Source organism: Micromonospora sp. NPDC049359 (assembly GCF_044466585.1).
Lineage (GTDB): Bacteria > Actinomycetota > Actinomycetes > Mycobacteriales > Micromonosporaceae > Micromonospora.
In genome coordinates this window covers 1-19752 of the sequence record NZ_JBITMW010000018.1, presented here as the reverse complement: position 1 = coordinate 19752, position 19752 = coordinate 1, and the positions used below count along the sequence as shown (strand labels likewise).

At 71.0% G+C, this 19752-nt stretch carries 17 protein-coding genes; 10 read left to right on the top strand and 7 right to left on the bottom strand.

Features of this window, described 5'->3' with window-relative positions; genetic code table 11:
* Window positions 1–13 precede the first annotated feature (13 nt).
* From ACIBTX_RS30715 to rny, 7 genes are all read left to right on the top strand, one after another.
* The gene (locus ACIBTX_RS30715) at window positions 14–703 is read left to right on the top strand and encodes a TetR/AcrR family transcriptional regulator C-terminal domain-containing protein (RefSeq protein ID WP_363660432.1); all 690 of its coding nucleotides are present in this window, start codon (window positions 14–16) and stop codon (window positions 701–703) included.
* Between the two features lie 111 nt (window positions 704–814).
* A complete protein-coding gene (locus ACIBTX_RS30710) occupies window positions 815–2419 on the top strand; it encodes an FAD-dependent oxidoreductase (protein ID WP_357122588.1) in 1605 nt (534 codons plus the stop codon).
* 249 nt (window positions 2420–2668) lie between these two features.
* Window positions 2669–4090, top strand: a complete 1422-nt coding sequence (locus ACIBTX_RS30705) for an MFS transporter (protein WP_357122591.1) — start codon at window positions 2669–2671, stop codon at window positions 4088–4090.
* 4 nt (window positions 4091–4094) lie between these two features.
* Window positions 4095–4295, top strand: a complete 201-nt coding sequence (locus tag ACIBTX_RS30700) for a DUF3046 domain-containing protein (protein WP_357122594.1) — start codon at window positions 4095–4097, stop codon at window positions 4293–4295.
* A gap of 184 nt (window positions 4296–4479) precedes the next feature.
* Window positions 4480–5526 carry a recombinase RecA gene (recA, locus tag ACIBTX_RS30695; protein WP_354884861.1) on the top strand — a complete coding sequence of 349 codons (1047 nt, stop codon included), beginning with the start codon at window positions 4480–4482 and terminating at the stop codon, window positions 5524–5526.
* 14 nt (window positions 5527–5540) lie between these two features.
* The gene (locus ACIBTX_RS30690) at window positions 5541–6233 is read left to right on the top strand and encodes a regulatory protein RecX (protein WP_396833338.1); all 693 of its coding nucleotides are present in this window, start codon (window positions 5541–5543) and stop codon (window positions 6231–6233) included.
* A 633-nt stretch (window positions 6234–6866) separates the two neighbouring features.
* Entirely contained in the window at window positions 6867–8633 is a 1767-nt protein-coding gene (gene rny / locus ACIBTX_RS30685; protein WP_357122602.1) for a ribonuclease Y, read from the top strand.
* A gap of 107 nt (window positions 8634–8740) precedes the next feature.
* Here rny and ACIBTX_RS30680 read toward each other — a convergent pair whose 3' ends face one another.
* The 4 genes from ACIBTX_RS30680 to ACIBTX_RS30665 form a co-directional block, all read right to left on the bottom strand.
* Entirely contained in the window at window positions 8741–9613 is an 873-nt protein-coding gene (locus ACIBTX_RS30680) for an amino acid ABC transporter permease (protein ID WP_357122605.1), read from the bottom strand.
* Window positions 9614–9698: 85 nt separating this feature from the next.
* Entirely contained in the window at window positions 9699–10355 is a 657-nt protein-coding gene (locus ACIBTX_RS30675) for an amino acid ABC transporter permease (protein ID WP_357122608.1), read from the bottom strand.
* 82 nt (window positions 10356–10437) lie between these two features.
* Complete coding sequence (locus tag ACIBTX_RS30670) at window positions 10438–11373, bottom strand: glutamate ABC transporter substrate-binding protein (RefSeq protein WP_357398697.1); 936 nt, start codon at window positions 11371–11373, stop codon at window positions 10438–10440.
* A gap of 57 nt (window positions 11374–11430) precedes the next feature.
* Complete coding sequence (locus tag ACIBTX_RS30665) at window positions 11431–12186, bottom strand: amino acid ABC transporter ATP-binding protein (protein WP_357122614.1); 756 nt, start codon at window positions 12184–12186, stop codon at window positions 11431–11433.
* A 194-nt stretch (window positions 12187–12380) separates the two neighbouring features.
* On the opposite strand from ACIBTX_RS30665, the gene selD reads away from it, so the two are divergent.
* Together selD and ACIBTX_RS30655 are read left to right on the top strand one after the other, a co-directional pair.
* Window positions 12381–13370: a selenide, water dikinase SelD gene (gene selD, locus ACIBTX_RS30660; protein ID WP_396833337.1), complete on the top strand. Its 990-nt coding sequence runs from the start codon at window positions 12381–12383 to the stop codon at window positions 13368–13370.
* 240 nt (window positions 13371–13610) lie between these two features.
* On the top strand, window positions 13611–14090 hold the full coding sequence (locus ACIBTX_RS30655) for a hypothetical protein (protein WP_357122620.1): 480 nt from the start codon (window positions 13611–13613) through the stop codon (window positions 14088–14090).
* Window positions 14091–14191: 101 nt separating this feature from the next.
* On the opposite strand, the gene ACIBTX_RS30650 is transcribed toward ACIBTX_RS30655, so the two are convergent.
* Window positions 14192–14446: a DUF2277 family protein gene (locus ACIBTX_RS30650; protein ID WP_396833336.1), complete on the bottom strand. Its 255-nt coding sequence runs from the start codon at window positions 14444–14446 to the stop codon at window positions 14192–14194.
* A 56-nt stretch (window positions 14447–14502) separates the two neighbouring features.
* On the opposite strand from ACIBTX_RS30650, the gene miaB reads away from it, so the two are divergent.
* Window positions 14503–16002 carry a tRNA (N6-isopentenyl adenosine(37)-C2)-methylthiotransferase MiaB gene (gene miaB / locus ACIBTX_RS30645; RefSeq protein ID WP_357122626.1) on the top strand — a complete coding sequence of 500 codons (1500 nt, stop codon included), beginning with the start codon at window positions 14503–14505 and terminating at the stop codon, window positions 16000–16002.
* 46 nt (window positions 16003–16048) lie between these two features.
* On the opposite strand, the gene ACIBTX_RS30640 is transcribed toward miaB, so the two are convergent.
* Together ACIBTX_RS30640 and ACIBTX_RS30635 are read right to left on the bottom strand one after the other, a co-directional pair.
* Window positions 16049–17428 carry a cellulose binding domain-containing protein gene (locus tag ACIBTX_RS30640; protein WP_357175231.1) on the bottom strand — a complete coding sequence of 460 codons (1380 nt, stop codon included), beginning with the start codon at window positions 17426–17428 and terminating at the stop codon, window positions 16049–16051.
* Window positions 17429–17772: 344 nt separating this feature from the next.
* Window positions 17773–19380, bottom strand: a complete 1608-nt coding sequence (locus ACIBTX_RS30635; protein ID WP_355053246.1) for a cellulase family glycosylhydrolase — start codon at window positions 19378–19380, stop codon at window positions 17773–17775.
* Between the last annotated feature and the right edge of the window lie 372 nt (window positions 19381–19752).

The following is a 19752-nucleotide window of genomic DNA, read 5'->3' as shown; positions in this document are numbered from 1 at the left end:
TTAGGGTGACGGCATGACAGAGCGCCGTTCTCCCTCGTCGGTGTGGCTACGCCCGGAGCCCTCCCGGACGCAGCGCCGGCCACCACTGACGATCGAGCGGATCGTGGGCGCGGCGGTCGACCTGCTCGACGAGCACGGCATCGACGGCCTCACGATGCGCAGCCTCGCCCAGCGCCTCACCGTGACGGCGACCGCCCTGTACTGGCACGTGCGGACCAAGGACGACGTGCTGGACCTGGCGATGGACCAGATCTTCGGCGACGTGCCGATCCCCGACGCGACCGACGACTGGCCGGAGGACGTCCGCCTCCTCGTCCGCGGCTGGCGCTCCGCCATGCTCCGGCATCCCTGGGCGCCGGGCCTGGTCGGGCGTCCGATGCTCGGCCCCAACGTGTTGGCCCGCACCGAGTTCCTCCAGGCGGCGCTGGTACGCGGCGGCTGCCGTGGCCGCCACCTCGCGGTGGCCACGCGAACACTGGCCAACTACGTCATCGGCGCCTCGCTCACCGAGGCCACCTGGCGCAGGAGCGCCGACCCGGACACGCGGGCCACCGCCCGCGACCATGTCACCGCCCACGCCGAGGCCTACCCGACTCTCAACGCCTCCGGCCACCTCGACGACTCCCGGTGGGGCGACGACCTGCTGTTCGAGGAGGGCCTGGACGGCGTTCTCCGCTCGGTGGCGCGGCACCCACCGTCCTGAGGGTCGCCACGGTATTCAGAAGACCGGATACCTACTGGAAACCGCGTTGCGTGAACGGTGTAACACGCCCTCCACAGACTCACGTGAGTCGATCTTGTAGGGGAGGCGTTCATGAGTGATCAGACGCAGTCGACGGTGAGCCGGCGTGGATTCCTGCGCGCGGTCGGGGTCAGCGGCGGGGCCGGCGCGATGCTCGCCACGATGGGCGCCATGGGTCTCGCGCCCAGCGCCGCCGCGTCGCCGACGCCGGCCTTCCGGGCGCCGGAGCCGTCCGACTTCACGCTGTCCGGGCGGCCGGGCGCCAGCGTCGTGGTGCTGGGCGGCGGCATCGCGGGGCTCACCGCCGCGTACGAGCTGGGCAAGGCGGGTTACCACTGCACGGTCCTGGAGGCGCGGCACCGCGTCGGCGGGCGGAACCTGACCATCCGTGGCGGCGACGTCGAGACCGACCTCGACGGCCACACCCAGCGGGCCGGCTTCTCCGACGGCGTCTACTTCAACGCCGGGCCGGGCCGGATCGCACAGTGGATGGTCACCATGGACTACTGCCGGGAGCTGGGCGTACCCGTCGAGGTCTTCACCAACCAGAACGCCGACGCCTGGATCTACAACGAGTCCGCCGGAATGACCGAGCCGGTCCGCTACCGCACCGCCAAGGCCGACGTCTACGGGTACGTCTCGGAGATGCTCGCGAAGGCCACCGACCAGGGCGCGCTGGACGCGCGACTCACCACCGAGGACCGGGAGCGGCTGCTGTCGTTCCTGCAGAGCTTCGGCGCGATCGGCGGGCGTGCCAGCGACTGGGCGTACACCGGGACCAGCCGACGCGGCTTCTCCACGTACCCCGGCGCGGGTAACGACGTCGGCAGCCTGCTCGGCGCGCCGCCGGCGCTCTCCGACGTCTTCGCCAGCAACGTGGGCCGGTACTTCTCCTTCGAGTTCGGCTACGACCAGGCCATGCTGATGTTCCAGCCGGTCGGCGGGATGGACCAGATCCCCCGCGCCCTCGCCAAGGCCGTCGGCGGGCACCGGATCCGCCTCAACGCCGAGGTGACCGGAGTGACGGACCGGGGCAGCCGGGTCGAGGTGACCTATCGCCAGGGCGGCCGGCTGTCGCAGATCACCGCCGACTACTGCGTGGCCGCGCTGCCACCGCACCTGATGGCCCGGGTGCCGCACAACCTCGGCGTCGACGTGACCGCCGCCCTGGCCGACTTCCCCGTCACCGCCGCCGGCAAGATCGGTCTGGAGTACCGCAGCCGCTGGTGGGAGACCGACCAGCGGATCTACGGCGGCATCACCGAGACCGACCTGGACCTGTCGCACATCTGGTACCCGTCCTACGGCTTCCACGGCAAGCGGGGTCTGGTCGTCGGCTACTACAACACCGGGGCGAACGCTCGGTCCTACAGCGGGCTCACCCCCGAGCTGCGCCAGGAGCGGGCGGTCAGCCAGGGCGTGAAGATCCACGGCGACAAGTACCGCAGCGAGCTGGTCAGCTCGTACTCGCACGCCTGGGACCGGACCCGCTACATCGAGGGCGCCTGGACCTCACCCCGGTACGGCACCGCCGGATACGACCGGCTGCTCCAGCCGGCCGGACGGGTCTACTTCGCCGGGGACTGGCTCAGTCACGAGGTGGCCTGGCAGCACGGCGCGTTCGTGGCGGCCCGCGCGGCGGTGTCCTCCCTGCACCAGCGGGTGATGACCGGCTGACGTCCACGCGTCCCCGCCGGTACTGACCAAGATCCGCGCACCTTCGGGGAACCTGCTGCTTCCCGGCGCGCCGAGCCAGCAACTTCCCTGAAGTTGCGCGGATCTTGCGGGCGTGCGGGCGTGCGGGCGTGCGGGCGTGCGTCCGGGCGTCCGGGCGTGCGGCAGGGCGGGGCGGGTAGCGCCGCCTGCGGGGCGTCGGGGTTCGGGGTGGGTGCGCGAGGATGGGAACCCCGTCCTCGAGGAGCGCCGATGGCCACCGACCTGACCGAGCCGCGTACCGCCGCCCGACTCGACGTCGCGCCGATTCAGCGGCGCACCATGCGGCTGCTCGTCACCACCCAGATCATCGGTGGCATCGGCGTGACCATCGGCATCTCCGTCGGCGCGCTGCTCGCCGCCCGGGTGGCCGGCACCGCGCTGGCCGGCATCGCGCAGAGTGCCGGGGTGGTCGGCGCGGCGCTGCTCGCCGTCCCGGTCACCCGGATCATGGCCCGGCACGGTCGCCGGCCCGGCCTGGTGCTGGCGTACACGGTGGGCGCCGTCGGTGGCGTCCTCGTGGTGTTGGCGGCGGCCACCCGCTCGGTGCCGCTGCTCCTTCTCGGCATGCTGCTGTTCGGTGGCGGCACCGCCGCCAACCTCCAGGCCCGCTACACCGCCGTGGACCTCGCCGAGCCGGCCCGTCGAGGTCGCCAGCTCTCATTGATCGTCTGGGCCACCACCATCGGCGCGGTGGCCGCGCCGAACTTCGCCGCCCTGGCCGACCGGGTGACCACCGGCTGGGGGCTGCCCGCGCTGGCCGGTCCGTTCGCGTTCAGCGCGGCGGCGTTCGTGCTGGCTGCCGTCGTACTCCTCGGCCTGTTGCGGCCCGACCCGCTGCTCACCGCGCGGCGACTCGCGGCGGCCGACGCCGCATCCGTGCCCGACGGTCCCGGGCCGGTCGCCGCCGTGCCGCCGGGCGGTGCGGCGGCGGCGACCGCCCCCACCGCCGGGACCGCCGGGTCGCCGGCGGGCGGTGGCGTCGGGCCGGCCGCCGCGCCGGTCGGTGCCCGCGCGCCGCGCGGCGCCGGGATGCGGGCGGCCTGGTCGGTGGTACGCGCTCAGCCCGCCGCCCGGCTCGGCATCGCCGCGGTGGCGGTGGGTCACCTGGTGATGGTGGCGGTGATGGCGATGACCCCGGTGCGGCTCGGTGAGTCGCACGCCGACGCCGACGTGCTGCGGCTGGTCGGGATCGTGCTGAGTCTGCACATCGCCGGCATGTACGCGTTCTCCCCGCTCGTCGGCTGGCTCACCGACCGGCTCGGCCGGCGGGCGGTGATCCTGGGCGGGGTCGGACTGCTGCTGGCCGCCTGCGCGGTGGCCGGCACCGCCGGGCACCACACGCCTCGGCTCTCGGTCGGTCTCGTCCTGCTCGGGCTGGGCTGGTCGGGGACGATGGTGGCCGGCTCGACGCTGCTCTCCGAGTCGGTGTCGGCCGATGTGCGGCCGAGCGTCCAGGGATTCTCGGACCTGATCATGGGGTTGGCGGGCGCGGGTGCCGCGGTGCTCAGCGGGTTTGTCATGCAGGTGGCCGGTTATCCCGTGCTCACCCTGCTCGCGGCGGTCGCGACCGTGCCCCTGGTGGCGCTAGCGTTGCGCCCGGTGCCGACCGGGGCGCCGGGTGAGGAGGATTGATCACGTGCGGCTGACCGACTTCTGGGCGCGGTTGGAGGAGGCGTTCGGGCCGGGTTACGCGGCCAGCATCGCCCGGGATCAGGTGCTGTCCCAGCTTGACGGCCGGACCGTCGAGCAGGCGTTGGCGGCGGGGGAGCGGACGAACGTGGTGTGGCGGGCGGTCTGCGCCGCGTATCCCGACCGCGTGCCCGCGCGACTACGCTGAGCAGCCTTTTCGTCGGGTCCGCGTGTCGCTTGTCGAGTCGTACACCTGTTCGGCTATTGTCCACAGCGGGGTGCTCGTCCACAGCTCGCGGCCCGTCGGCTGGTTTTCTGTCGGACCTAGCGCCTAGCGTGTCCGCGTGACGCGAAGCTCAGCAAAGACGCCGGCGAAGGCAGGGGTGGCAACCATGGCAGCAGGGCCTGACCGGGAGAAGGCACTCGACCTTGCTCTCGCTCAGATTGACAAGCAGTTCGGCAAGGGCTCGGTGATGCGGCTGGGAGAGCGGCCGGTCGTCCAGACCGCCGTGATCCCGACCGGTTCCATCGCGCTCGATGTGGCGCTCGGCGTGGGCGGCCTGCCGCGCGGCCGGGTGGTCGAGATCTACGGCCCCGAGTCCAGCGGTAAGACCACGGTGGCCCTGCACTCGGTGGCCAGCGCCCAGCGGGCCGGCGGCATCGCCGCCTTCATCGACGCCGAGCACGCGCTCGACCCGGAGTACGCGAAGGCCCTCGGCGTCGACACCGACGCGATGCTGGTCTCCCAGCCGGACACGGGCGAGCAGGCGCTGGAGATCGCCGACATGCTGATCCGCTCGGGCGCGATCGACATCATCGTGATCGACTCGGTGGCGGCCCTGGTGCCGCGCGCCGAGATCGAGGGCGAGATGGGCGACAGCCACGTGGGTCTGCAGGCCCGGCTGATGAGCCAGGCGCTGCGCAAGATCACCGGTGTGCTCAGCAACACCGGCACCACGGCGATCTTCATCAACCAGCTCCGGGAAAAGATCGGCGTGATGTTCGGCAGCCCGGAGACCACGACCGGTGGTCGGGCGCTGAAGTTCTACGCCTCGGTCCGGCTCGACGTGCGCCGCATCGAGAGCCTCAAGGACGGCACCGACGTGGTCGGTAACCGCACCCGGGTCAAGGTCGTGAAGAACAAGGTGGCCGCGCCGTTCAAGCAGGCCGAGTTCGACATCATGTACGGCAAGGGCATCTCGCGCGAGGGCTCGCTGATCGACGTCGGCGTGGAGCAGGCGATCATCCGCAAGTCCGGCGCGTGGTACACGTACGACGGTGACCAGCTCGGCCAGGGCAAGGAGAAGGCCCGGGAGTTCCTGAAGGAGAACCCGGACGTGGCCGCCGAGATCGAGAAGAAGATCCTGGAGAAGCTCGGCGTCGGGGTCGGCGCGGGCGACGCCGCCGGTGGCCCGGAGCTGCCGCCGGTCGACTTCTGACCGGTCGCTGACCGATGGCAGGACGACGCGCCCGTACGGGGCGGGGCTGGGATGCCAGTCCGCCTCGTACGGGCGATGACGCCGCTCCGCCGCGCCCTCGCCGGGGCGGCCGGCGGGCCGAGTCGCCGGCCGACGAGCAGGCGTCCACGCCGCGCGACGAGTCCGAGCTGGCGCGCGAGATCTGCCTGCGCCAACTCGCCGTGCGACCGCGTACCCGCGCCGAGCTGGCCGGGGCGCTGGCCAAGCGGGGCATCTCCGAAGAGGTGTCGGCCGACGTGCTCGACCGGTACGACGAGGTCGGCATCATCGACGACGCCGCGTTCGCTCGAGCCTGGGTGTCGAGTCGACACTCCGGGCGCGGTCTTGCCCGCCGGGCGCTCGCCAACGAGCTGCGCCGCAAGGGCGTGGACGGCGAGGTGGCCACCGAGGCGTTGGGCGAGTTGGACGAGGAGACCGAGGCGGAGACCGCCCGTGCCCTCGTGGAGCGCAAACTGCGTACCGCCCGGGGTGAGCCGGACGCGGTCTTCCGCCGGCTGGTGGGCATGCTGGCCCGCAAGGGTTACCCGCCCGGCGTGGCCATCCGGGCGGTGAAGGACGCGCTCGCCGCGCAGAGCGCCGAGGCGGCCGAGTTCGCCGAGCAGATCGACGCCGACGCCCTGGCCGACGCCGAGGGCGAGCTGGAGCGGGACAACCGCGCGATCGACTGAGCGGCACGCGCCGAGTGCGGTAGGGGTGTGACCCGATGCTGCTGAAAGCCTGCGGTCGATCCCGCGCTGACCCAGGGACGGGTGCGACGGGCCGACGTCGGGTCGCGGGTGTCACATTGACGGCCCGTCGGCGGACCTGTGCGGTCGCTGAACAGGCACGACGGTCGAATCGAGGCGTCGGCTCGCCGCCTTTGTCCTGCCGTGTCCGACACGACATCAGCTTTGCGTGACGCTGCAACTTCTCTCCGTTCGGGGGGTTTGATCATGAGTCCTTGACCAGACCGCCCTCGGAGACCTAGCCTCGCCATACAGGCTCACATTGCCCGACCATTGCAGGCTAAGCGCACAACATAGATCTCGTAACAGAACAGCATCACTTTGGCCGGCTCCACGGCCTTTGGCGGCAGTTCCGGACTGGCCGGTCCGGGACGTCGCGACAACTGCACCCGGTCGCCGACGATGCCCGAGGGCACCGCCGGCGGAGAGAGCTATCTACGGCCAGCCGCTCCGGTCGGGCGTCCACAGCCGCAGGAGTGTGCCCTGGGCACAGTCGCTGCGGTCATGACGTTCAGGGGAGGCGGCCATGGCGGGGCGGCGGCACAGGCGCACGGATGGACCTCGCGGGGTTCCGGCATGAACGCCCTCGACGTGGTGCTCCTCGCGGCCGTCCTGATCCTCGCCGTGGTCGTGGTCGCGGCGGTGCTGGTCGGCATCCGGACGCTGCGCCGGATCGGCTCGACGTCCGCCCCGGAGGATCCCGCCTTCATCGCCGAGAAGGACCGTCAGGAGCAGTCCCTGGCCGCCCTGCGCGACGCGGCCGACCAGGCGAACAGCACGATCGACGTGGCGAAGTCCGCCGCCTCCGCGGCCCGCGCCGAAGCGGCGGCGGCCAAAGCCGAGGCGAAGGCGGCCCGGGCCGAGGCCCGGCGAGTGCTCGACGACGCCCGCGCCGAGGCGGACACCGTGCTGGAACGGGCGCACAAGCAGGCCGAGGCGGACGCCGAGCAGCTCCGCACGGCCGCGCGCCGCAGCGGCGAGCGGGAGGTCGCGGTGCTCGCCGCCACGACCCGCGAACAGGCCGCCGAGGTGGAGCGGCGGGCGGCCCGGATGGACGAGCGGGAGCGGCTGCACACCGAGGAGGTGGAGCGGTTCGCCGAGCGGGAGCGGCAGCTCACGGCGGCGGGCGCCGCCCTCGCCGCCCGGGAGTCCGCGCTCGCCCAGCGCGAGACCGAGCTGGCCGAGGCCGAGGAGCTGCGCCGCCGGGAGCTGGAGCGGGTGGCCGGCCTCACCGCCGAGTCCGCCCGGCTGGAGCTGATCGAGGCGATCGAGACGTCCGCCAAGCGGGAGGCGGCGCTCCTGGTGCGCGACATCGAGTCCGACGCGCGCAACACCGCCGAGCAGCGGGCCCGGCACATCGTGGTGGACGCGATTCAGCGGGTCGCCAGCGAACAGACCGCCGAGAGCGTGGTGAGCGTCCTGCACCTGCCCGGGGACGAGATGAAGGGCCGCATCATCGGCCGCGAGGGCCGCAACATCCGGGCCTTCGAGTCGGTCACCGGCGTCAACCTGATCATCGACGACACCCCCGAGGCCGTGCTGCTCTCCTGCTTCGACCCGGTGCGCCGCGAGGTCGGCCGGCTCACCCTCGAGAAGCTCGTGCTGGACGGGCGGATCCACCCGCACCGGATCGAGGAGGTCTACGACCTGGCCCGCCAGGAGGTGGAGCAGCTCTGCCTGCGCGCCGCCGAGGACGCCCTGGTCGAGGTGGGTATCACCGAGATCCACCCGGAGCTGGTGACCCTGCTGGGCCGGCTGCGCTACCGCACGTCGTACGGCCAGAACGTGCTCAAGCACCTCGTGGAGACCGCACACATCGCCGGCATCATGGCCGCCGAGCTGCGGCTGGACGTGCCCACCATCAAGCGGTCGGCGTTCCTGCACGACATCGGCAAGGCGCTCACCCACGAGGTCGAGGGCAGCCACGCCATCATCGGCGCCGACCTGGCCCGCAAGTACGGCGAGCACGAGGACGTGGTGCACGCCATCGAGGCGCACCACAACGAGGTGCCGCCACAGACCATCGAGGCCGTCCTCACCCAGGCGTCCGACGCCTGCTCCGGTGGTCGGCCGGGCGCGCGCCGGGAGAGCCTCGAGGCGTACGTCAAGCGGCTGGAGCGGATCGAGGAGATCGCGGCCGGCAAGCTCGGCGTGGACAAGGTCTTCGCCATGCAGGCCGGCCGGGAGATCCGGGTGATGGTCAAGCCGGACGACGTCGACGACATCGGGGCGGCCGTGCTGGCCCGTGACGTGGCCAAGCAGATCGAGGAGGAGCTGACCTACCCGGGTCAGATCCGGGTCACCGTGGTCCGCGAGTCCCGGGTCACCGAGATCGCCCGCTGACCCTCCGACACGATCACCACGAATTCAGCAATATCGGGGTGTCCCCTCAATGGGGACACCCCGATATTGGCGAAACTGGGTCGATCACACTCCAGGCGGTCGTCCGGTCAGATCATCGCCGTTGAGTCTCGACCGAAGTCCTGGGACGGCACTATCTTGGCCGCAGTTCGCGGCATGCGGCCCAGCCGCCGCTGCAACCACCACGCGAAGATCGACAGCAGCCCGCAGATCGTGATGTAGACGGCCGCCACGATCAGGTACGTCGGCACGTACGGCAGCCCGAACGGCAACCGGCCGCCGATCTGCTTCCCGGCGAACAGCAGCTCGGGGTACGTGATGATGAAGCCCAGCGCGGTGTCCTTGAGCAGCACGACGAGCTGGCTGACGATCGCCGGGAGCATCGACCGGACGGCCTGCGGCAGCAGGATGAGCCGCAGTACCTGGTTCTTGCGCAAGCCGATCGCGTACGCGCCCTCGGTCTGCCCGTACGGCACCGCGTTGATGCCGGCGCGGAAGATCTCCGCGAGCACCGAGCCGTTGTAGAGCATCAGCCCGATGACCAGCGCCCACAGCTTGTCGATCGACCAGCCGTACTGCAGCGGCACGTAGTAGCCGAAGAAGATCAGGATCAGCAGGGGGATCGCGCGGAACAGCTCCACCACGAACGTCGACGGGGCCCGCAGGATCCACTTGTCGCTGAGGCGGCCGCTGGCGAAGATTGCGCCGAACAGCAGCGCCAGGACCGCGGCGATGCCGGCGGCCTTCAGCGTGGCCCACAGGCCGCCGAGCAGCTCGCGCTGCACCGAGGCGTACTGGAACTGCTCCCACTTGCGAGCCTCGAACTGCCCGGTGTCGGCGAACTTGTAGCCGATGTAGGCGAGCAGGGCGATGATGCCGGCGGTGGAGACGACGCCCAGGATCGCGTTGCGCCGCTTGGCGCGGGGACCGGGCAGGTCGTAGAGAATCGACGCCTGGCTCAACTCAGCCACCCTCCGTTCGCGACTGCGGGGCTCGCAAGCTCACTCCTCGCGCTCACCGCGCACCTTCCGTTCGCCGTAGCCGGGCTCACCGTGCCACCCGCCACTTGCGTTCGAGGAACCGCTGCAACGCCACCAGCGGCAGGATCAGGATCAGGAAGCCGATGGTGATCCAGAGCAGGACGGCGAACTGCGGCTCGCCCCGCTCGGCCATGTACGCGGGGATCGCGCCCGCTTCCAGCACCGAGAAGCCGGCGGCGATGGTGGTGTTCTTCAGCATGGCGATGAACACGCTGACCATCGGCGGGACCATCGCGCGCAGCGCCTGCGGCAGCACGATGAGCGTGAGTACCTGACCGAAGGTCATGCCCAGGGCGCGGGCCGCCTCGGCCTGCCCGGCGGCGACCGTGTTGACGCCGGAGCGGATCACCTCGCAGACGAACGCGGAGGTGTAGACGGTCAGCGCGATGGCGGCGCTGGTGTCGTAGTCGAAGTTGACGTCGAGCTTCGGCACCGCGAACACGAGGAACGCGAAGACCAGCGTCAGCGGGGTGTTGCGCACCAGGTTGACGTACGTGGCGCCGAACGCGCGCAGCGCCGGCACGGGCGAGACCCGCATCGCGCCGAGCAGCGTGCCGAGGACGAGGCTGCCGACCGCGGCGATCAGGAAAAGTTTGACGGTGTTGGTGAACCCGTCGACGAACAGTTGCCCGTTGTCCGTCAGTACGCGGAAGAACTCGCCCATGCCTCGCTCTCAGTCCCTCTCCACGGGCGCCGGACGGGGACGAACCCCGCCCGGCGCCGCTACTCGTGTCGAGCCGGGTCGATCAGTACCGCTCGACCTTCGGCGGGGTGCCGGCCGAGCCGGAGAGTCCGAGCGTGCCGTCGTAGATCTTCTGCCAGGTGCCGTTGGTGAAGGCGGCCTCGATCTGGTCGTTGACGTAGTCGCGCAGCGCCTTGTCGTCCTTCGGGAGGCCGATGCCGTACTTCTCGGTGCTGAACGGCTGGCCGACCACCTTGAGTCCGTCCGGGTCCTGCGCCGCGTAGCCCTTGAGGATCGCGTCGTCGGTGGTGACGGCGTCGACCTTCTTGTCCAGCAGCTGCGAGACGCACTCCGAGTAGGTCTTGAACTCGACGATGTTGTTCGCCTCGGTCAGACCCTCGTCGCGGACCCTCTGGATCGGCGTCGAGCCGGTGGCCGAGCAGACCTTCTTGCCCTTGAGGGTGTCCTTGCCGGTGATCGACGACTCGTCCTTGCGGACCAGCAGGTCCTGGCCGGCGACGAAGTACGGGCCGGCGAAGGAGATGTCGTTCTTGCGCTTGTCCGTGATCGAGTAGGTGCCGACGTAGTAGTCGACCTCACCACCCTTGATCGCGGTCTCCCGGTTGGCCGACGCGATCTCCTTGTACTGGATCTTCGCGGGGTCGATGCCGAGCGTGCTCGCGACGTACTGGGCGATCTCGATGTCGAAGCCGCACCGCTTGCCCTGGGCGTCCTTGTAGCCGAGGTTCGGCTGGTCGAACTTGACCCCGACGGAGACCGTGCCGGCCGTCTTGATCTTTTCGAAGGTCGGGCTGCCGGCGACGGCAGCGTCCGACTTCGGGGTGAAGGTCGCGCCGGAGCTCTTGCAGGTGTCTCCCTGGGCGGCGCCGGAGGCGTTGCCACCGGCGCTCGGCGTCGGCTCACCCTCCTTGCCGCAGGCCGCGGCGGAAAGGGCGAGGGAGGCCATCATGGCGACCGCCGCCACGCGCGTCATACGCATACTCTTCTCCTTCTTCGACGGAGCCCGCCCTTGTGCGGCGCGCTCCACTACGGACGCCTAGTGCGTGAGGATCTTGGAGAGGAAGTCCTTGGCCCGCTCGCTGCGCGGGTTCTCGAAGAACTCCGCCGGGGAGGCGTCCTCGACGAGCCGGCCGTCGGCCATGAAGATGACCCGGTTGGCGGCGTGCCGCGCGAAGCCCATCTCGTGGGTGACCACGACCATGGTCATGCCGTCGCGCGCCAGCGAGGTCATCACGTCCAGCACCTCGCCGACCATCTCCGGGTCGAGGGCGCTGGTGGGCTCGTCGAACAGCATCGCCTTGGGCTGCATGGCCAGCGCTCGGGCGATGGCCGCCCGCTGCTGCTGGCCGCCGGAGAGCTGGGCGGGGAACTTGTCCGCCTGGTTGGCGATACCGACCCGGTCGAGCAGGGCCAGACCGCGCTCGCGGGCCACGGCGGGCTTCTCCTTGCGGACCTTGACCGGCCCGAGGGTGACGTTCTCCAGGATGGTCTTGTGGGCGAAGAGGTTGAAGGACTGGAACACCATGCCCACCTCGCTGCGCAGGCGAGCGAGGGGCTTGCCCTCGGCCGGCAGCGGCTGACCGTCGAAGGTGATGGTGCCGGAGTTGATCGGTTCCAGTCTGTTGATGGCGCGGCACAGCGTCGACTTGCCGGAGCCGGACGGGCCGATGACCACGACCACCTCGCCCCGACCCACCGACAGCGAGACGTCGTCCAGCACGTGCAGCGGTCCGAACCACTTGTTGACCGCGTCCAGCACGATGAGCGGTTCGCCCGTCGTCACGTCGTCCACCGTCCCTGTCGTCTCCCCGGATCGGGGTCGGTCGACCCCCGGTTGGGCAACTGTAGGCGGCATGATGTGGCGGAACGCAACCCAGTTGGTCACGGAGCGGTAACACCGGTCACGATCGGCTACGGGGGTCCGGTTTCGGTCACCGGTGGGCCGCGACGGTGGCGGTGGCACGGCGTTGCCGAGATCATGGGGGGATGACCGAACCCGTACGGCTGACCCGATACGCGCGCGGCGGCGGCTGCGCCTGCAAGATCCCGCCGGGCGAGTTGGAGGCCATGGTGGCCGGTCTCGGCCCGGCCACCGGCACCGCCGAGCTGCTGGTCGGCCTCGACCACGGCGACGACGCCGCGGTGGTCCGCCTGGACGAGCGTACGGGCCTGGTCAGCACCGCGGACTTCTTCACCCCGGTCGTCGACGACGCGTACGACTGGGGGCGCATCGCCGCGGCCAACGCGTTGTCCGACGTGTACGCGATGGGCGGCATCCCGCTGGTGGCGTTGAACCTGCTCTGCTGGCCGCGGGACGTGCTGCCGCTGGAACTGGCGCGGGAGGTGCTGCGCGGTGGCCAGGACGTGGCCCGGGAGGCGGGCTGTCACCTGGCCGGTGGGCACAGTGTGGACGACGACGGTCCGAAGTACGGCCTCGCGGTCACCGGCACCGTACGCCCCGAAGAGCTGATCACTCTGGACGCGGGCCGGGCCGGGATACCGCTGTCCCTGACCAAGCCGCTCGGTGTGGGCGTGCTCAATACCCGACACAAGTCCACCGGCGAGAGCTTCCCGGAGGCGGTCGCCTCGATGAGCGCGCTGAACCGGGACGCGGCCCGCGCCGCGGTCGCCGCCGGCATCCGGTGCGGCACCGATGTGACCGGGTTCGGTCTGCTGGGGCACGCCTCGAAGCTGGCCCGCGCCAGCCGGCTGACGGTGGCCATCGACACGGCCCGGGTGCCGTACCTGGCGGGCGTGCGCGAGGCGCTGCGTGACGGGTACGTCAGTGGCGGGAGCCGACGCAACCTGGAGTGGGTCACCCCGTGGACGGACTTCGGCGCGGCCGACGAGGGAGAGCGGCTGCTGCTGGCCGACGCGCAGACGTCCGGCGGTCTGCTGGTCGCGGGTGAGCTGCCGGGCGCACCGGTGGTGGGAGAGCTGCTGCCCCGCGGGGAGCACCTGGTCGTCCTGCGCTGACCCACGGCCCACCGAACCGCTACCGATGGTGCCGGGACACGCTGGCCCGGTGGTTCGGCTGGCGCACGATACCCGATAAACTGTCACCTTCCCGCTACTCCGAGCAATGCCGCTCAGGGAAATTTTGCCCGGAATGGTCACAGACCGGTAACTTGTCCCCGGCTGAGGTCATATGCCCCCCACCATCGTCAGTAAGGCCCGATCCGGAGGCCGGTGGGACGAACGCAGCGAGGAGGCGGAATGACCGAGCTGTGGAACTGGAGAATCGACCGGGTCCGACCCGTGGAGGTCTACCCGGCGCTGGCCGAGGCGCTCGGTCGGGTGGTGATGCCGCTGGCCGCGGCGGACCCGGCGCGACTGCCCGCGTACGCGGTGGTGTGTGACGTCTGGCAGGCGCCGGGCGAGTTCCCGACGGTGATCGACTGTTACGGGGTGCCCGAGCGGCTCTCCGAGCACGCCAGCATCGCCGCGCTGGCCCGGCTGCTGGGCCGGGACTGCCTGCTGCGGGACGACACGTTGGACGCCAGCCGGCACCTGCTCGTCGCACCGGACGGCACGGTCCGCCCGGTGCACTTCGACGTCCGGGACACCGACGACGGCGAGGTGCTCAGCCGGCGACGGCTCTGCTCGCTGGGTGACCCGGGCTGCCGGGGTTGGTCGCAGTGTCACCGCTCCCGCTGGGCGCCCGACACCGTCGCGCCGGTCCTCGCCGCAGCCTGACCGCCGCCGAGCCGGCCGGGCCTACTCACGCCGGGCCGGCCGGGCCTGACCGCCAGCGAGCCGGCCGGGCCCGCTCACGCCGAGCCGGCCGGGCCGGGGCGTCAGCCGCGCCCCGGGGTGGTGGCGGCCGGCCGGTCGGCGGCGTTCGACCCACCCCGCACGACCAACTGGTCGAGCAGGGTGCGGGTGGCTTCGGTCACGGCGGCCACGGCGGCCTCGAAGGCGGCGGCGTTGTGCGCGGCGGGCGCCCGGAAGCCGGAGATCTTGCGGACGTACTGCAACGCCGCCGCCTCGATGTCCGCGTCGGTCACCTGCGGGGTGAACGGCTCCCGCAACGTCTTGATGCTTCGGCACATGTCGGGTGCTCCTCGGTTCGGGGTGATCCGGCCGACCCGGATACGCTGTCCAGGTCATGACTACCGCAGCGGCGGGCAGCCCGCGCACCTACCAGGTGCGCACCTACGGCTGCCAGATGAACGTGCACGACTCCGAGCGCATCTCCGGCCTGCTCGAACAGGCCGGCTACGTGCGCGCGCCCCAAGCCGACGACACCCCGGACATCGTCGTCTTCAACACCTGCGCGGTGCGGGAGAACGCCGACAACCGGCTCTACGGCAACCTCGGTCATCTGCGCCCCGTGAAGGACAAGCACCCGGGGATGCAGATCGCCGTCGGTGGTTGCCTGGCGCAGAAGGACCGTGGCGAGATCGTCCGCAAGGCGCCCTGGGTGGACGTGGTCTTCGGCACGCACAACATCGGCGCGCTTCCGGTCCTGCTGGAACGGGCCCGGCACAACGCCGCCGCCGAGGTGGAGATCCTGGAGTCGCTGGACGTCTTTCCGTCCACGCTGCCGACCCGCCGCGAGTCGACGTACGCCGGCTGGGTCTCGATCTCGGTGGGCTGCAACAACACCTGCACGTTCTGCATCGTGCCCTCTCTGCGCGGCAAGGAGAAGGACCGGCGCCCCGGCGACATCCTCTCCGAGGTGCGCGCCCTCGTCGACGAGGGCGTGCTGGAGGTGACGCTGCTCGGGCAGAACGTCAACTCGTACGGCGTCGAGTTCGGCGACCGGTACGCGTTCGGCAAGCTGCTGCGCGCGACCGGTGAGATCGACGGCCTGGAGCGGGTCCGGTTCACCAGCCCGCACCCGAAGGACTTCACCGACGACGTGATCGCCGCGATGGCCGAGACCCCGAACGTGTGCCACTCGCTGCACATGCCGTTGCAGTCCGGCTCCGACGACGTGCTGAAGGCGATGCGCCGGTCGTACCGCTCCGAGCGGTACCTGGGGATCATCGAGAAGGTCCGGGCGGCGATGCCGGACGCGGCGATCACCACCGACATCATCGTCGGCTTCCCGGGCGAGACCGAGGCCGACTTCCAGCGCACGCTGGACGTGGTGCGCGAGGCCCGCTTCTCGTCGGCCTTCACCTTCCAGTACTCCAAGCGCCCTGGCACCCCCGCCGCCACCATGGACGGCCAACTGCCCAAGCAGGTCGTGCAGGAGCGTTACGAGCGGCTGATCGCCTGCGTCGAGGAGATCACCTGGGCGGAGAACAAGCGCCTGGTGGGGGAGACCGTCGAGGTGCTGGTCGCGGTCGGCGAGGGGCGCAAGGACGAGCGGACCGGGCGGCTGTCCGGCCGGGCCCGCGACGGTCGTCTCGTGCACTTCGACGCCGGCAGCTTCGCCGGGTCGATCCGGCCCGGCGACATCGTGCACACCGAGATCACGTACGCCGCGCCGCACCACCTCAACGCCGACGGCGCGCCCCTGTCGCACCGCCGGACCCGGGCCGGTGACGCCGCCGAGGCCGGGCGCTCCCCGCGTACCCCCGGGGTGTTGCTCGGACTGCCCACGGTCGGTGCCCCGGCGGTCGCGCCCGCGCCCGCCGGCGGCTGCGCCGCGCACTGACGCAGGTCGGGGCCCGCCGGCACGGCGGACCCCGACCGACCCACGGTCAGACCGTGATGCGACCGGCGCCGGCGCCGCCCGTCACGATGGACTTGACGTTGCTCGCGGTGTCCAGTTGGTACGAGTACGGGATGCTGGCGACGCTGCCACCGGTCTGGCCGGCGGGCGAGTTGACGAAGTGGTTGTTGCGGGCCACCAGCCGGCCCGGCCCGGAGTCGGCCTCGCCGAGGTGGTACGTGTCGGGGACGTTCTCGAAGTAGTTGCCCTCGACGAGCACGCCCGCGTTCTCGGTGGAGGCCACGCCGTAGCCGGTGTTGGCCCGGTAGTAGTTGTTGTAGACGTGCACCGGGTTGCCGAAGCGCACCCGGGGGTTGCGCTGCTTGCTGCCGTCGAACCAGTTGTGGTGGTACGTGACCCGCAGGTGCCCGGTGTCCTGGGCGCCGTTGTCGTCGCTGTGCCCGAGCAGCATCGTCTTGTCGTGGTTGAAGACCCGGTTCCACGACACCGTGACGAAGTCCGAGCCGCGCTTGATGTCGACCGCGCCGTCGTACCCGTTGCTGAAGGTGTTGTGGTCGATCCAGATGTTGGTGGCCGACTCCTGCACGTTGATCGCGTCGTCGTTCCAGTCCCGGAAGGTCAGATTCCGGATGATGACGTTGCGGTCACCGCTGACGTTGAGCCCGCAGCCGACGATCGTCGCGCCGGAGTTGCCGAGGATGGTCTTGTTGGACCGCACCCGCAGCATGCCCGAGCAGGAGATGGTGCCGGACACCCGGATCACCGCCGACCCGGTCGCGTTCAGCGCGCTGGTCAGCGCCGAGGCGTTCGTGACGGTGGTCGCCGGTGCGCCGCCACCGCCGGTGGTGCCGCCGTTCTGGGTGGCCCAGCCGACCAGGCCGGTCTGCGGCGGAACGCTCGGCGGCGGATCGCTGGGAATCGGCGGCGTGGTGGGCGGGTTGGTGGGCGTGCCCGGGGTGGTCGGTGGGGCGATGGTCGGGGTGGTGGTGCCGCCGGTGCAGGCCACGTTGTTCAGGGTGAAGCTGGTCGGCGCCGGGTTGCTGGAGTTCCAACTCGCGTTGAAGCCGAACGAGGCGCTGCCGTTGGTGGCCAGGTTGCCGTTGTAGTCGACGTTGGCGGCGGAGACCTGGCTGCCGCTCTGCGTGACGGTGGCCCCCCACGCCTGGCTGACCTGCTGGCCGGCCCCGTATGACCAGCGCAGCGTCCACCCGGAGACCGGGTCGCCGAGGTTGGTGACCGTGACGTTGCCGGTGAACCCACCCGGCCACTGGCTGGCGACCGAGTAGGCGACCTGACAGCCGGCTGCCGCCTGGGCCGACACGGCCGTCAGGAGACCGCCGGTGACCAGCGCGGCGGTCGCGGCGGCGGTGGTGGCGAGCAGCGTCATCCGACGCTGTGTTGTGCGCATGCTGCTTCCTTTCGATGAGGCGGACACACTGTCGCGACGCCCATGCCCGTGGGCGGCTAGGTGATCCGGGATCTCAGGTCCCGGGTCCGCCGGTGCGTTTCGGTGCGAAGAAGCGGCTCCCGCGTTCGCGCCGGCCGCAGCGAAGGCAAGCGCTTTCCCGATGGAAGCATAGAAGAACCTTGATGTAAATGCTCCGTGCGGCCCTGGTCCGCCGCCCTACGGAGGGCTCGGTGTGCGCCTGCCCTGGCCTGGCCCGGCGTGCGCCCGGCTCTCGGCCCGGCACGGCGTGCGCCCGGCCCGAGGTGGCCGACGCCCTCGGCGTGGGCGTCGACCACCTCGGTTGCTCAACAGCTCGCGCCGTTGAGCTTCACGGTCGCCGGGGCGCTGGCCGTACCGTTGGCGGTGAAGCCCACGGTGACCGAGGCGCCCGCCGCCAGAGACGGCGCGTGGCTGGGCGCGGCGGCCGTGACCGTCGTACCGGACTGGGTGACGGTGGCGTTCCACCCGCTGCCCAGCGTCACGCCGGACGGCCAGGTCCAGGTGGCCGACCACGGATTCACTGCGGCAGTGCCGGTGTTCTTCACGGTCAACTCACCCTGGAAGCCGCCCTGCCAGGCGTTGACCTGCCGGTAGGTGGCCGTGCAGGCGCCGGGGGGCGCGCTCGTCGGCCCGCCGGTCGGCCCGCCCGTGGGGCCGCCGGTCGGCCCGCCGGTGGGTCCGCCGCCGCTCGGCGCGATCAGGTACGGCTGCAGGATCGCCTGCTTGGTGGTGTTGATGTTGGTCCAGTCGTCCAGCGCGATGCCGCCGGTGTCACCCGAGTTCGGGTTCCACGACCAGTAGGTGAACGACATCCCGGTCACGCCGGTGCCGGTGTACGCCATCAACTTCTCCAGCCACACCCGGTCCTTCGGGTCGGCCAGGGTGCTGCCGAACTCACCCATCATGATCGGGGCGATGTTCTGCTTGTAGAGGTAACCGAAGTACTTGTCCCAGATCGCCGGCATGTTCGCCGGGTAGTCCGGGGCGTCGAACCAGGTCTGCCGGTACACCGACGTCGCGTACTCGTGCGGCGAGTAGACCAGCCGGTTCGCCACGTTCAGCCGGACCGGGTACTGACCGGCCTTCGACAGGTTGCCGCCCCACCAGCCGCAGTCCTCGTCGTTGCTCGGGTCGTTGTCCCACACGTTGGAGAGACCACCGCTCGGGCAGCTCACCCCCTCCACGAAGATCAACCAGTTGGGTTGCACGCCGAGAATGGCGTTACCGGCCCGCTCCGCGGCGAGCCGCCAGTCCCGCGCCGTGTCGCCGCAACCCCAGCACGCGCCGGTGGCCGCCGGGTTCGTACCCTCGGCGTGCGGCTCGTTGTGCAGGTCCGCGCCGATCACCGTCGGATTGCCCGCGTACCGCTGGGCGAGCATCTTCCAGTCGTTGATCCAGGTCGCCTCGGAGACCGTCGACGTGTACCACAGCGGCGACTGCCCCGCCGACGTCGGCCGGTGCCGGTCCAGGATGATCCGCATCCCCTTGCTGCCGGCGTAGGCGATCACCTTGTCCAGGATCTGCAACGGCGACAGCCCCACCAGGTCCGGGTTGACGAAGTCGTTGATCCCGGTGGCGGTCGCGCCCGCCTTCAGCGCGTCGTTCGAGTACGGCACCCGCAGCGTGTTGTAGCCCAGCCGGGCCATCGTGTCGAGCTGACCCCGCCACGGATTGCTCGACCAGAGCCCGTGGAAGGTCTTGTTGTCGGTCTCCATGCCGAACCAGTTGATGCCGGTCAACCGGACCGTGGCCCCGGTGCTGTCCACGATCTGGCTACCGTTCGTGTGCAGATAACCGGTTCCGGTACCGGCGGCGGAAGCCGGGGTGGTGCTGACGGTGGCGGCGAGGAACACGCCGGCCGCGGCGGTGGCGAGCGCGGTCAGCGCGCTGCCGAGAGCTTTCGTACGGGTCATTCGAGCTCCACTTCGGACGCACGACGCCGTCCATCGACGACGTCGGCAGGCGGCCGTGCGCACATCACGGCCCCTTCGGGGGTACGCGGACAGTGCGCGACGGCCCATGTCACGCGGACGGGAAACTCGCGGCAGCTCACCGGCCGATCCTCGACGGCGATGCTCGCCGTCGGCGCCCTCGGCCCGGTGGCCCTACCTGACTCCGTCGCCCATTCTCATCAGCCCACCTCAATGCGTCAACTGCACACCCGGTCCCACCCGGTCCCACCCGGTCCCGCCCGGTCCCGCCCGGTCCCGCCCGGTCCCGCCCGGTCCCGCCCGGTCCCGCCCGGTCCCGCCCGGTCCCGCCCGGTCCCGCCCGGTCCCGCCCGG

Bases quoted from the DNA above. Each gene is read 5' to 3' on its own strand.
- ACIBTX_RS30690 (WP_396833338.1), top strand. From the start codon at position 5,541: ATGGCAGGACGACGCGCCCGTACGGGGCGGGGCTGGGATGCCAGTCCG.
- ACIBTX_RS30670 (WP_357398697.1), bottom strand. From the start codon at position 11,373: ATGCGTATGACGCGCGTGGCGGCGGTCGCCATGATGGCCTCCCTCGCC.
- ACIBTX_RS30640 (WP_357175231.1), bottom strand. From the start codon at position 17,428: ATGCGCACAACACAGCGTCGGATGACGCTGCTCGCCACCACCGCCGCC.
- selD (WP_396833337.1), top strand. From the start codon at position 12,381: ATGACCGAACCCGTACGGCTGACCCGATACGCGCGCGGCGGCGGCTGC.
- ACIBTX_RS30635 (WP_355053246.1), bottom strand. From the start codon at position 19,380: ATGACCCGTACGAAAGCTCTCGGCAGCGCGCTGACCGCGCTCGCCACC.
- ACIBTX_RS30715 (WP_363660432.1), top strand. From the start codon at position 14: ATGACAGAGCGCCGTTCTCCCTCGTCGGTGTGGCTACGCCCGGAGCCC.
- ACIBTX_RS30710 (WP_357122588.1), top strand. From the start codon at position 815: ATGAGTGATCAGACGCAGTCGACGGTGAGCCGGCGTGGATTCCTGCGC.
- recA (WP_354884861.1), top strand. From the start codon at position 4,480: ATGGCAGCAGGGCCTGACCGGGAGAAGGCACTCGACCTTGCTCTCGCT.
- ACIBTX_RS30650 (WP_396833336.1), bottom strand. From the start codon at position 14,446: ATGTGCCGAAGCATCAAGACGTTGCGGGAGCCGTTCACCCCGCAGGTG.
- rny (WP_357122602.1), top strand. From the start codon at position 6,867: ATGAACGCCCTCGACGTGGTGCTCCTCGCGGCCGTCCTGATCCTCGCC.
- ACIBTX_RS30675 (WP_357122608.1), bottom strand. From the start codon at position 10,355: ATGGGCGAGTTCTTCCGCGTACTGACGGACAACGGGCAACTGTTCGTC.
- ACIBTX_RS30705 (WP_357122591.1), top strand. From the start codon at position 2,669: ATGGCCACCGACCTGACCGAGCCGCGTACCGCCGCCCGACTCGACGTC.
- ACIBTX_RS30655 (WP_357122620.1), top strand. From the start codon at position 13,611: ATGACCGAGCTGTGGAACTGGAGAATCGACCGGGTCCGACCCGTGGAG.
- miaB (WP_357122626.1), top strand. From the start codon at position 14,503: ATGACTACCGCAGCGGCGGGCAGCCCGCGCACCTACCAGGTGCGCACC.